Below are 12,063 nucleotides of genomic sequence, written 5' to 3' on the forward strand. Positions count from 1 at the left end.
TACCAGGCGCCCCAGGCGAACCCGGAACCCCGGCATCACCGCCACCATTCGGCTGTCCGGCCCCTGGCTGCCCCGCTCCGGGAGACTGCCCCGGCCCGGGAGAAGGACTGCCAGGCGACCCCGGAGCCCCACCCGGCCGCTGCCGCGGCTGATCCGGCCGGTTGGACCACGGCGTCATCGGCACCGGCGGCGCCTCGGCATCCTCGCCGGCTTCTATCTGGGGCTCTACCTCTGTTGGCGGCATCGCTTACTCATCACATCCCGCTGCCGAGTACTCGTTTCACCCGCACGTCGTACGCGCTCGGGATGGTCAGTTCGACCAGTTCACCGGTCGACGCATCGGTGGTGACGAGCCGCGTGTCGCTGACCGCGATGCCGACCTGGGTCGGCGCGTTTCTCCGGTAATTCCAGAACACCAGGTCACCGGACGATACCGCGGCGGGATCCACCCGCTGACCGCAAGCACCCTGTTCCGCGAGTGTTTTCGGCAGAACGACAACTACCGACGCCCCGTCGAGCTGTCCACATGCCCGCCGCGCCGAACCGCTCGATTGCCCCGCACCGTTCGCGTCCACCGGCTGCGCCGCCGTACCCTCGGTAGTCGCGCATCTGCCGGTCTTTTGCGCGACCGAGGCCTGGTAGATCACCGATCTGGAGAACTCCGCAGCGTCTGCGTGGCTACCGGAACCGTTGCGGGCGTCACTCGCCGTCAGCTGTGCCAGCGCGAGCTCGCGGGCGCACTCCGCGCCGACGCCCGAATTGCCGGTCAGCAAAGGAGGATCCTGTCGCGGCGCGTTTCTCATCGCTGTGGCACAGGCGCGCTGCCAGTCGGAGGCGCTGGTGTCGTCCGGCGCGATGGTCAGGTCCGCGTACGGATTCGTGGTCGGAGTGGCGCTCACCCCACCCACCGGTCCGCTTCTCACAGTCGGCCGTGCCGCCGTCGTCGCGCGACTGGGGGTCACCGTCTGCGAGGGATCGGGCCCCACCGCACTGTCGCACTGATAGTTCAGGTCGGAGGCGATCGCCGACGTCGCGCCTCCGATGACCAGCACCATGGCCATCATGAACACGAGTAGGACTCCCACGCCCCCCAACACCACCCATATCCAGAGCGGCATCAGTACGAACGTCAAGAGACGACCGATCATCGACTACCTTTCTGTGATATCAGCCGCACTGTCTTACCCTTATCGAGGACTGATCAGCGGCCCCGCGGGTTTCGGAGGGGATTCAGGATCGCGTCCGGAATGGCAGGCAGCGGGTTTGCGTCGGAGTCCGGCTGGGGGAGCGAGACAGCACCCGTGATACTCCGGCCTGCCTGCCATTGATCGGTTTGGGCAGCTTTGTCGATTTCGGAACGCAGTACCCGGAGCCGATCGAAGTCACGAGGATTCTCGGCTACATTCCTGCTGGCCGCCAGGACGTTCAACGCATGCTCGTTGGCGATCCACTCCCTCAACCTGTCCGCCTCGAGCTGAGTGACGTCCCGGCCATTGATCCGCAGCCGAGGGGTGGAACTGTCCCGGATCGGCCCCTGCGCATGGGCCTGCAATGCATCGATCCATTCCTTGGTTGGATTGTTGATGTATTGCCTGCCGAGTTCGGCCAGATCTTCCGAAATCCGCACACCGCCCTGGTAATCCCCTCGATACCGATCGACGCTGGCCTCCAACGCGTGGAACCTGGCCATGTACATCTCCCGATCGTTCGTGTGAAAGTGATTCTCGAAATGTTTCTGTGCGGCAACGAGGTTCGCAAGGTGCTTCGAGGCGAGCGGCTCCGCGTCGGCATGCCGAATGATGTCCGTCCGAGCCTCGAGCGCCCGCTGCGCTATGCGCTCGGGAACTCCTGCCATCAGGAGAGCGTGATACCCGCCGTTCTGCGGGCCGCCACTACCCGACAGGTGCGTGTAATTCTCCATGGCGAAGGCGGCGGCTCGCTCACTGCGTCTCCTGTTGCCGGAGCGTTGGATACCGCGCCGGGCCGCGTTCGCCCCAGCAATTCGATCGTAAAGGCTGGCGTGTGAGGCCTCGCGCAGGTCCTTGGTCTTCAGGCCCTTCTTCTTGAGCTTCTTGTCGACCTGGTCCACGCGGGAAAACGGATTCAACGGGTTGAGGCGGCCACCGGCAAGCCATGCGGTGAGCGGCGAACTGTTGATGGTGCTTATCGCGCCGACCATCGCGAGCGGACTCATCGAGCCGGCCGCATTCGAATTCCCCATGCCCAAGCCCATACCCAGCGCGGAGCCACCACCACCCGCACCCTGTGACGATCCACCGCTCTGGATCGCCGCTCCGATGCGGTTGGTCACCCAGTCGTTGGCCTCGTCGATATTTCCGCTCAGACGCCGCACCTGGACGATGGCGACGATCTCGACGCCGGCCCCGATCACGAATATCACCATGATCTGGCCGTTCGCCGCTCGGAACAGGCTGCCCAGCAATAGCTCGTAGATGCCGAGGGCGATGACGAAGAAGGCCATTTTCCCAGCGGAGATGAAGCCGTGGACCACGCAACGGACGGTGAACGTCTGCGTCGGACCGTAGATGTACCCACCGGCGGCGAAACCGAATACCGACGCGAATCCGTAGTAGATGAGGTCGAGAACTGCCCACATGATCTTGAAGGACAAGTACGCCGCGAAGGCCAAGAGAATGACCGCGCACAGCAGCAGCAGCAGTCCGGCTCCGATCTGACCGACGCCGGGATTATCAACTGCGGCATACGCGGCACTGTCGCCGCAGGATTTCATCCCGTTCTTCACCCGGTCTTCGCTACCGGCCGCCATGCCGGACGACCACGCCGCCCGGCAGGACGGGTTGCTGTCCACAACATGTCCGAAATTCCAAACCTGCAAGGGCAGTCGAATGAAATTGTCGGCCATGGTCGCTTGCAGTGTGGCGACCAACTGTTCTGGATTCGGGTTGTTGTTCCCGTTCAAACCCGCCGCGACCGAGAGTCCGAGGTCGCGCCCCTGGACAAGCAAGCCATGGTCGGACAGTGCCTCGGCCAAGGGGTTGGCCAGGAAGAACACGCCGGCGATCGCGACTACGATCATCGTGACGACCTGCGTTACGGCCTTGGCGTACAGAGCGCGAACGATGAAATAGCCCACGAAGAACGCGCCGATCGTCACCGCCGTGGCCGCCAGCAAAGGTGTCGCGATCTGCACCGTCAGGTTGCGGGCCATCGCTTGCAATGGCGCGCTGATCAGGTTCAGCCACCCGAAACTCATTGCCTCGCCGGGAAACCAGACGCCAGTCGTCATCGTGACCAGCCACAGCGCGAACATCGGCATGAGGATGATCCAAAGTGCGAAATTTCCCAGATTCCACACGCCGCCGTGGTCGATCACCAGCATGTAGCTCGAGACGTTGACTCCGTTCGAGTCTTTGACATTCATCCAGCTGGTCGCACTGTTGGGTGTGGCCCCCTGGGCCAGCGTGCCGCTCTGCGCAATGGACACCGCGTGTATGAGACCAGGAAAGACGAACAGCCCGAAGAGGGTGAGGCCGATCCACGCGGTGCGGCGGCGGCGGCGCGACGCGGCGATCCAAGCCCGGAAGCGCCGGAACACCATTTGCGGTCGCCAACGTTCCACGTCCCAGAACTGCGGTTCCCAGGGCATCCCGAAGGACGACTGATGTGCGCGCATGCTGGTCCCGAGCAGCGATCTCATCAGCGCACCGACCGCTCCGGTAGCACCGAACGCATGGCATTGGCGGGGGTCGGAGTACTCGTGATCGCCGCAGCACGGTCCGGACGCGCCGGACCGAGCACCTTACCGCGACCGATACGGTTCAGCGCGTCCCGCATGAACATCTCGCCACGGCGCTCCTCTGGAATCTGACGACCGGGACCAACGGGGGGCGAGGTCTCCTCACGGAGAATCTGCAAGAGAAACGGGGCTTCCTCCAGATCGACGCCGAGCCACTCCAAACTGTTGCGCGCCAGCGTCTCATCGCGCTGCCGGAAGACGAACCGGTTCGGGATGAGATTGTGCGCCGCGCCCTGGAAGTCGGTGGCCGGGTCGTGCGAGGCGAGCCCGATCGCGGCCAGGTGCTTGCGGCCGTCACGGCTGAAGTCGGAGGTGACCGCCGAGCCGACCTGTGTCTGCGTGAAGTGGTGTGCCTCGTCGCCGACCAGCAGGCCGAACCTGCCGTTGTCGGAGAGGAATGCCTCCCGCGCGGCCACGCCGACCAGTTCGTACAGCGCCGTGCCGAGCCGTTTCGTCAGCGGCAACCGATTGTACAAGTGTGGCGTCGTGAGTTCCTCGGCACTCGGCAGTTGCAGGTTGTGACTGCGGACGACGGTCGCGGCGGCGTCGAGACGCAGCGGTCGGAGCTTGGGGTCGAACAGCACCGGAACCCGCTCCACCACGGTGCCCAGCCGCGCCGCGAGATCCGCGTACTCGTCGCCTCGGTCGGGGTGCTCCCGTAACCGGCGGACGACGTGGAACAGATCGAGCAGGCTCTTGATCTTGTGCTCGGCCATGCCCCTGGGGGACAGAAGATTGCTCGCCGCCGCGCCCGCGCCAGAAGTCGGTGACAGATCCAGCAGCGGAAGGATCGAGTCCATCGCCCGTTCACCCGCGACGCGCGGGCTGAACAACCGCAGTGGATCCAGCGACACCGTGGGATTGGCCAGGTCGATGACGACCGCGTCGTCGATCGACCGCGCGAAATGCTCCCACTCGCCGACCTGGCTGCGGTCGATGGCGAGGAACTGGCCGCCCATGTCGTGCACCAGCACGGCCATCAGCTTGAGGAAATACGACTTGCCCGAACCGAGTTCGCCGGTCACCGCGAAGGAGGCGGACAGGTCGTGCAGCGCGGCCTCCATGATTCCGAAGTGGATCGGCTCGAAATGGCCCGACAGCAAGTTGACGCCGATCACCGGCCCGCTGTCGTCGCCGATCTGGCTGGTGGTGAACGGCACGAAGCCTGCCCACATGTCCGAGGGGACGATATGGGCGAAGTCGTCGAAGGCACGGCGCGGCGGACTGCCGGGAACCAGCATCGACCACAGCTCGACTTGCGCCCCGACCGGTGCCGTCATGTCGACCTGGAACCGCTTGTAGCGCCGTTTGAGCGTGTTGACCGCATCCATTGTGGCGTCGCGCGTCGGTCCGCCGATAGCGATGACGGTGGTGAACGAGACCTCCGATTCACCACCGTTGACCTCGAAGTGCTGGTTGTACTCGCCGAGCATGTGCGCCTTCGACGCCAGCGTGTTCTGTGCGAACGAAATCTCCTGGTCCCGTTGGTCCATCTGCTCGCCGAGCCTGCGCAGGCTGAGCTCGTTGTTCTTGAGCACCTCCTCGGCGGGCTTGGTGGAGATCCGCATGCCCCAGTCCACGGTGACGTCGCCGAGGCCCTCCAACACGTTCAGGAACTCGCTGCCGCCGGGAAAAGTCATGCCCGCGTAGGGGAACGAGTGCGGCGTCAGCATCGCCTGGTATGACGGGCGGTAATCGAAATCCGGCTGCACCACCTTGATCACGGGGACGAACGATGGCCGGATACGCCGGTTGCTGTCGGTTTGGGCACCCTCGTCGAGCGCGGCGGAACGGAACACCGCCGCCGTCGCGTCGTCCAGCGCACCGGCCCGCGTCGGTGCCACCGGATCCCCCGCCGCACCGCGGGAGAGATAGTGCTCCCACAGCCATTGGAACAGCGCCGCGGGCACCGGCACCGGATCGAAGTCGCCGCCGATCCTGGACAGGATCTCGTTCGCCTTCTCGTCGTATTGGTCCAGATCGGCGCGAGAGATCGCGGTCGCGTCGGTGGTGGCGGTGCTGCCGCGCCACAGGCGCGACAGCGCGGAAATACTGGAGTTGCCGGCCCCAACCGGAATCGACAGTAGGAAGATGCGGGTCTGCGGCATGATGGCGTGCACGCGCTCGTAGGAGGCCACCACCTCGTCGGCGTAGTCCTCACACTCGTCCAGGTCGACGCCCTCCACCATCTTGGTGAGCACGTCGATCGTGTTCAACCGCGCCTGGATCCCGAGCAGCAGCGATCCGCTCGGCAGGTTGGTGACCAGCGCGTGATGCGCCATCTTGACGTCGTACTTGTCACCGGCTTTGCGCAAGCCGTAGCCCAGCGGATTGATGAAATAGGTCGCGGTGACCAGACCGGAATGGGTGAACTGGAGATTGCCGCGAATTGCCGCGGTCGGCTGTAGATCTCGTCCGAGTGCCATCAGGGGCGTCCTCCGGAGGGTGGGCCGCTGCCGTTATCGTCGTCTTCGTCGTTGCCATTCAGTCGCAGCCACAGGTCGGTGACTTTTCCGCCGCCACTGATCACCTCGAGCATCCGGACGCCGGACTTCGGCTCGGTGGCCACTGCCGCATCAGCGTGGTCGGGCAGCAAGAGGACCACGCTCTTGTCGACAAATACGGTGTGGCGCACCGAGTCGCTGCCGATCGGCATGCCCGAGGCGGACACCGGCTTGCGGTAGACGATGAGCCTGCCCACCCACAGGGCACGCGAGGTCATCCGGACACCGGTATAAGGCACGAGTCCCAGCACGAAGACCACCAGGATGGTCAGCGCCAGACCCGTGATGAAAGTGACCGCCGGATTGACCGGGAGGGTCATGGCGCCGACCGAAGCCACCGACATCATCACCACACCGGCGGCGACCTGCGGCAGGGTATAGGGGCCGAACGGAAGCTTCTGCCCGTTCTGCGCCTTGCCGATCATCGTGGGAACACGCTTGATCGGCGTGAACACCTTGATCACTTGGGTCATCGATAGCCACCGATAGGGTGATCGGGGACGATGAGGTTCGCGTCGGTGCGCGCGTAATTGATGGTCGTAGGCAGAATCCAGATCACCACCCCGGCCATCAACCCCGATCCGAAGACGACGATGATCCGCGCCGGTGACAGCCTGGATTTCGCCGCCTCGGAAATCACCACACCGATCGTGACGATGGCGATGATGATCATTCCGCCCCATCGGACAAAGATCAGGATGCCATAGAGGATGTTGCTCAGATTACCCATCGGGCTGCCTCTCGGATCAGTTCTGTGTCGCCGGCGGAATCGTCACCGACGTCGAGGGGGACGGGGACGAGGTGGGCGGCGCTCCGCCACGGGAATCCTGACCGACGACCACCGCCGGCGGACTCGACAAGGCGGGAATCGGATCTATCGACATCACCTGCCACTGGCCCGCAGTGCGGATCATGGTGAGCGGGTAGGCCAGCGTCGCGGTCGCTCCCGTATCGGCTTTGGGGTTGACGGTGGCCAGCACTCGGGCCTTCGCACCGCCGGAACCGCAACTCGAATCGTCTGTGGTGAGCGAGGTCAGCTCGACGGCGGTGAAGGGGGGCGGTTTCAGCGCGGCCAGCCCGGCATCCGGTGTGGTGTAGCGCGCCACGTCCCCGTTTCCGGACAGCATGGCGCTCAGGAAGCCCGCCGCGACCTGCCCGAGCGGCGTGTCCGGCGCGCAGGGCGCGCCATAGGCCAGTTTGAGATCGACGCCCTTCGCCGGAGGCTGGACCATCGCGGGCGTCGACAGCGCACGCAGCCGCCCGTCGGACAGCGACACCGCGACACGGTAGAACTGCCGCTGTTCTGGCGCGGCGGCGGCGCCGGATTTGCCGACTCGGACCGACACCGTCACCGACCAGACATCGAGGCCGCCCAAGGACAACGCGCGCGAGACATAGACGACCGCCGGGTCGGAGACTTGGCGCGCGGACGACGGCAATGTGATCTGCTGATTGGACCCGACGAATTCGCCGAGCCGATCCTGCTGTCCCCCAACAGCGGTCAGATAGGTGACGACGAATTGCTCGGCGAAAGAACCGGCCAATTGCGCATGCCCGACGATTGCCGTCGTCGAATCGTCCGGCGGCGCGGGCGGCCCGGAGTCGAAAACACTCAGAATCGCATGACCACCGCCGAGTACGGCGAGAACAGCGAGCACCGCGACCACGATATTGTCGCGACGGCGGCGGGCGGCCATCCGGCGAAGCAGTGCCTCACCCGAATCTGCCGACACACGAACGCCTGTCCTCACTCCCGAAATGGTAGAGAGCACGGGCGTCGTTAACCGTCCGATAGTTCCCACTCGTGGGAATCGAACTGTCAGCAGGCCGGGCTGCTTTTCATCCTGCCCGCCAGCCAGTGACGCAATTGTTCGTCGTAGCCGATCGGCGCGCTGCGCGGCCGTGGTTCCAGCACCTGACGATGGGTTTCCAACAGCGGGACATCGTCGGCGACCCGGACCAATTGGGCGATCGCCAGCTGTCTGCTCGAGTACCCAGGATAGGGGTAGAGAAGTAAGGATGTGGGCGTGTAACCGCCGCCGTAGTTGAGCGCTCGCAACGTCACACCGGCGCTGTCACCCGACCGGAGCCGATCGCCGAGTTCCGCCAGCCGAGGACGGTCCTCGGGATGGAAGACATCGACGGGCCGGAAGAGATAGTCCCACCGCACCCACGGCGCGGGATCGGTGAGCCAGTGCGAGATGCTGGTGTGCTCGAGCTGCACCACGGCCAGATGTGTTCCCGCCCGCCGATGCGCCTCACGCAAGCCGATTCGCTCCAGGGTCGGCCACGCCGCCGGCGCGTTCTCCGAGGTCACATCCTCGATCAGCCACCACGCGCCGCGCGTGCGCTCGTCATCGCGCGCACGAATGGTGATCCGCCACTGGGCCGGGCGCCCGTAACCGTGCAGCACCGTGGTGTCGAACTGCATCCGCTCACCGGGTTTGGGGTCGTACAGCAGATCGAGAACCTCGGCATGCCGATCGAAGCTCGACACCCGGTGGAACAGCTCCGCGATCGACATCCGTGGGACGTATTGTTCAGCGGCGCTGCCGGACAGCCGCGTTATACCGCTCGGCTGCTGGATGGTCTGACTGCTCAGGTCCCAGATGGCGCCCACAGCCGGGCGTAGTACGGGCACCCGCTCGGACGCCGGGCCCAGCCACAGCCGGACCGCGTGTACGTCGCCGGCCGGGCCGAAGATCGGACGAATGAGCAGTTGGTGCCGTCCGGCGCGAGTTTGCACAGCCAGGTCGACATCGTGCGCCTGATCGTGCGCGGTCTGGATTGCCTCCGTCAGTCCAGCGGTTGTCAGTTTGTCGTACAGCGCGGGCGTCTTGGACAGGGTCCGCTGTAGTACCCGCTGCCAGTTCGCAAACTCACGCGGTGCATCCCCTACCGACGCGACGGACATGCCGTCCGGCGCCAACGTTTCGATCGTCACCCATGGAATCACTGCGCCACTTCGCTTCGCACTCGCCCGACCAGCCGTTCCTCCGGGTCCGCCTACCCGGATGAGACATTTTGTGACTCAGGCAATGTACCGTTATTTAGCGGCTCGATCAACCCGTGACATCGCCGTCTGTTCTCACGAAGTCTCCACCATGTTCATGAGACACACGCAGTCGAGTTCATTTTGTTCACATTGAGTTCAGGACGAACCGCGCTTCGACCGGCGCATGACGCAACGGCGCATTCGCCGCAAATCGGTGCGCAAGATCGAAGAAAGCCGTCGCCCGAAGCCCAGGGCATCCCCTTGGCAATTCTCACGCGAACCCGATCGCGCGCAGCGCATTACACCACCACTCGATCGATCAGGCATTCCTTCCGGACAGAGCCAGCACACCCGCGCCCATGATCGTCGCGACATCTCCCAGCTCCGAAGGGATGACCCGCAATCCGGGCAGGAAGCTCAGCCTGGCATGCGTTGCGACCGCCTCGCCGAGCGGTTTCCACAGCACGGGCCCCGCTCCGGCGAGCAAGCCGCCGAGCACGACGAGATCGAGATCGAGCAATGCCGCCACCGAAGCGATTGCCCGGCCGAGCGCTGTACCGGCCCGGCCGACCACCGCGGCAGGAATGTCCTCGCCCACCCGGGCGGCTTCCACCAGTTCCGGCACCGACGCGCCCGCCCAGCCCTGCTCCCGCGCCCAGCGCACCATGGCCCGGCCCCCCGCGACCGCCTCCAGGCACCCATGGCCACCGCAGGAGCATCGATCGTCGAAGCCGGGAACCAGGACATGACCTACGTGCCCCGCGTTGCCGGTGCGTCCCACCAAGACGAAGCCGCCCACCACGACCCCGCCGGTGATGCGATCGGCGACACTGAGCGCGAGACTGTCCATCACTCCGCTCGTCGCGCCGAAACCTCGCTCCGCCAGCGCCAGGCAGACACCGTCCAGCGCGAGTGGAACCTGCGCTTTCGGGAACAACTTTCGCGCCGCTTCGACGATGCCGAACCCTCCCCGCCACTCCGGAACCTCAGGGGGAGCGATCACACCGGCCGCCATGTCGATCGGCCCGGCCGAAGCGATGCCGAGCGCGGTGACCTCCCCGCCGCCCGCGACCTCGAGCAGCAGATCCTGGCATCGGCCCCAAGCGCCGGTCGCTGGGATCGGGCTCCTCCGGATGTCGTCGGTGTCGACATCGTCGGCGACCCGGGTCGCCGCGAACCCCGAAGACCCGATCTCCAATGCCAGCACTGTCATGAGTTACGCACCACCGAAGGACTCGACGCGAAAGACCGCACGCAGCATAGCTACAGACCTTCTGTCCCAGTCGACTTCAAGGGCTGCCCGAGCACGATGTGCCGCCGGGGCGCGGGAAGCGTGGATACGGTGCGCAGCGGACGCGGCCCGTTGCGAATGATGCGCATCGGGCGCTTGTGATCGATCGGCGCGGCACGGTGCCGGTCCAGATTCTCGATGACGCCGCCGGAGTTGTCATAGGCGACGCCCGCCCAGATCATCGCGCGAGGACCGTCACCGCGGGTGGTGAGCGTCTGCGCCAATTGGCGGCACTGCGCGAGCAGCGGGCAACTCTGACAGGTGCGCACCGCCGTTCGCCAGGCATCCGGATTCCCGGTGTCCATGTCCCAGTTGTCCGGGACGTCGGCGCACGGGGGCCGCTGGTTCGACTTTGCCGGAATCGACGAGATCTTTGCCGTGGCAATGGATCTCGTGTCCATCGGAAGGGTTCGCGTAATGCTCATAGCCATCTCCGGGGATGCCGAGCACACACCTCTGGCAGGTGCGTGGCCCATGGATCGGACGTCATCAGGGCTGCTCGACAGTCCCCGGAACCCAGCCGCGATAAGCTGGTCTACGCACGGTAGCCCACCGTTGCCCAGACCACAACATCTTGTGCCGCTATTTAACGGCTCGTTGATCTCAAAGCAACACCCAGCTACCGTGTTCAACGGTACGTTAGGAAACGGACCGTTTTCCTCGGGGGCCCTACTATGGTTTCCTTTTAAACATGGCTGCAGACTCTGAATTCACGATCGACGAACTGGCGCGGGCAGCCGACACCACCGTGCGCAGCGTCCGCGTATACCACGAGCGAGGTCTCCTGCCCTCGCCGGAGGTGCGCGGGCGGATCGGGTATTACGGGTCGGACCACCTCGATCGGCTGCAAACGATCAGCCGCTTGCTGGGGCGGGGCATGAAACTGAACGGGATCAGGGAACTGCTCGAAGCCTGGGACCGGGGTGACGGACTCGCCGATGTACTCGGCGTGAAGAATCAGAGCGCAGCCGAACCGGAACCAGAAGCCACCACCGAGCCACAGGACGGCTACGCCGAGTTGCCGGACTACGCGAAGCAGGCGCTGGCCTCCAGCGAGGATCCCCTCGAGGCGTACCGGGTGACGAATCCGCGGTGCTGCGATCTGGCCACCAGGCTGCACGACACCGGGCTACCGATGCGGGACACGTTCCAGCTGGTCGAGCGTCTGCGCGCCGACTGCGATCGCATCGCCGACCGCTTCGCCACCGAGTTGTTCTTCCGTCTGGCCGGGCAGACCTACGAAGAATCGGCGCGAACCCCCCGGGATCGCACCAGGCTGGAGACCGACCTGGCGATCGCTCGGTTGATCGTCACCCGCGCCACTTCGGAACTGATCGATCAAGCGTTCGCCCGGCACTCCGAACTGCCGCCGGTGCCTACCAGCCGGCAGGCGCCTGCCGACCAGTGATGGCGCAAGCCGGAACCGACCGCTCCGCTGTGTCCATCCGGCACTGTCGAATACTCAGGTAGACAAGTCCCTCTAGCCTTCCGAGTG

10 protein-coding genes are annotated in these 12,063 nt (G+C 65.1%); 1 reads left to right on the top strand and 9 read right to left on the bottom strand.

All coding sequences use genetic code 11. The features are described 5' to 3' along the window. Positions 1-254: 254 nt before the first annotated feature. The 9 genes from ACT89H_RS26320 to ACT89H_RS26360 all read right to left on the bottom strand — a co-directional run bounded on the left by ACT89H_RS26320 (position 255) and on the right by ACT89H_RS26360 (position 10,993). Complete coding sequence (locus ACT89H_RS26320; protein WP_445111355.1) at positions 255-1,148, bottom strand: NlpC/P60 family protein; 894 nt, start codon at positions 1,146-1,148, stop codon at positions 255-257. 53 nt (positions 1,149-1,201) lie between these two features. Further along, the gene (locus tag ACT89H_RS26325) at positions 1,202-3,679 is read right to left on the bottom strand and encodes a hypothetical protein (protein WP_445111356.1); all 2,478 of its coding nucleotides are present in this window, start codon (positions 3,677-3,679) and stop codon (positions 1,202-1,204) included. Beyond that, positions 3,679-6,204 (bottom strand): ATP-binding protein, encoded by a 2,526-nt coding sequence (locus ACT89H_RS26330; RefSeq protein WP_445111357.1) that lies wholly within the window; start codon positions 6,202-6,204, stop codon positions 3,679-3,681. Before ACT89H_RS26330 ends, ACT89H_RS26325 begins: the two co-directional genes overlap by 1 nt. Continuing rightward, positions 6,204-6,755 (bottom strand): hypothetical protein, encoded by a 552-nt coding sequence (locus tag ACT89H_RS26335; protein ID WP_445111358.1) that lies wholly within the window; start codon positions 6,753-6,755, stop codon positions 6,204-6,206. Before ACT89H_RS26335 ends, ACT89H_RS26330 begins: the two co-directional genes overlap by 1 nt. Then, positions 6,752-7,012 (bottom strand): hypothetical protein, encoded by a 261-nt coding sequence (locus ACT89H_RS26340; protein ID WP_039796594.1) that lies wholly within the window; start codon positions 7,010-7,012, stop codon positions 6,752-6,754. Before ACT89H_RS26340 ends, ACT89H_RS26335 begins: the two co-directional genes overlap by 4 nt. A 16-nt stretch (positions 7,013-7,028) precedes the next feature. Then, positions 7,029-8,015: a conjugal transfer protein gene (locus tag ACT89H_RS26345; RefSeq protein ID WP_445111359.1), complete on the bottom strand. Its 987-nt coding sequence runs from the start codon at positions 8,013-8,015 to the stop codon at positions 7,029-7,031. 86 nt (positions 8,016-8,101) lie between these two features. Then, positions 8,102-9,226: a GAF domain-containing protein gene (locus tag ACT89H_RS26350; protein ID WP_445111360.1), complete on the bottom strand. Its 1,125-nt coding sequence runs from the start codon at positions 9,224-9,226 to the stop codon at positions 8,102-8,104. Between the two features lie 370 nt (positions 9,227-9,596). Next, a complete protein-coding gene (locus ACT89H_RS26355) occupies positions 9,597-10,490 on the bottom strand; it encodes an ROK family protein (RefSeq protein ID WP_445111361.1) in 894 nt (297 codons plus the stop codon). Between the two features lie 50 nt (positions 10,491-10,540). Continuing rightward, positions 10,541-10,993, bottom strand: a complete 453-nt coding sequence (locus ACT89H_RS26360; RefSeq protein ID WP_445111362.1) for a hypothetical protein — start codon at positions 10,991-10,993, stop codon at positions 10,541-10,543. A gap of 266 nt (positions 10,994-11,259) precedes the next feature. Between ACT89H_RS26360 and ACT89H_RS26365 the strand changes: the two genes are divergently transcribed. Then, the gene (locus tag ACT89H_RS26365; RefSeq protein WP_445111363.1) at positions 11,260-11,976 is read left to right on the top strand and encodes a MerR family transcriptional regulator; all 717 of its coding nucleotides are present in this window, start codon (positions 11,260-11,262) and stop codon (positions 11,974-11,976) included. Positions 11,977-12,063: the final 87 nt, after the last annotated feature.

Source organism: Nocardia aegles (assembly GCF_052545135.1).

Excerpts from the sequence above, each read along its gene's own strand:
- ACT89H_RS26330 (WP_445111357.1), bottom strand. The coding sequence starts at position 6,204 with ATGGCACTCGGACGAGATCTACAGCCGACCGCGGCAATTCGCGGCAAT.
- ACT89H_RS26340 (WP_039796594.1), bottom strand. The coding sequence starts at position 7,012 with ATGGGTAATCTGAGCAACATCCTCTATGGCATCCTGATCTTTGTCCGA.
- ACT89H_RS26365 (WP_445111363.1), top strand. The coding sequence starts at position 11,260 with ATGGCTGCAGACTCTGAATTCACGATCGACGAACTGGCGCGGGCAGCC.
- ACT89H_RS26360 (WP_445111362.1), bottom strand. The coding sequence starts at position 10,993 with ATGAGCATTACGCGAACCCTTCCGATGGACACGAGATCCATTGCCACG.
- ACT89H_RS26320 (WP_445111355.1), bottom strand. The coding sequence starts at position 1,148 with ATGATCGGTCGTCTCTTGACGTTCGTACTGATGCCGCTCTGGATATGG.
- ACT89H_RS26335 (WP_445111358.1), bottom strand. The coding sequence starts at position 6,755 with ATGACCCAAGTGATCAAGGTGTTCACGCCGATCAAGCGTGTTCCCACG.
- ACT89H_RS26325 (WP_445111356.1), bottom strand. The coding sequence starts at position 3,679 with ATGAGATCGCTGCTCGGGACCAGCATGCGCGCACATCAGTCGTCCTTC.
- ACT89H_RS26355 (WP_445111361.1), bottom strand. The coding sequence starts at position 10,490 with ATGACAGTGCTGGCATTGGAGATCGGGTCTTCGGGGTTCGCGGCGACC.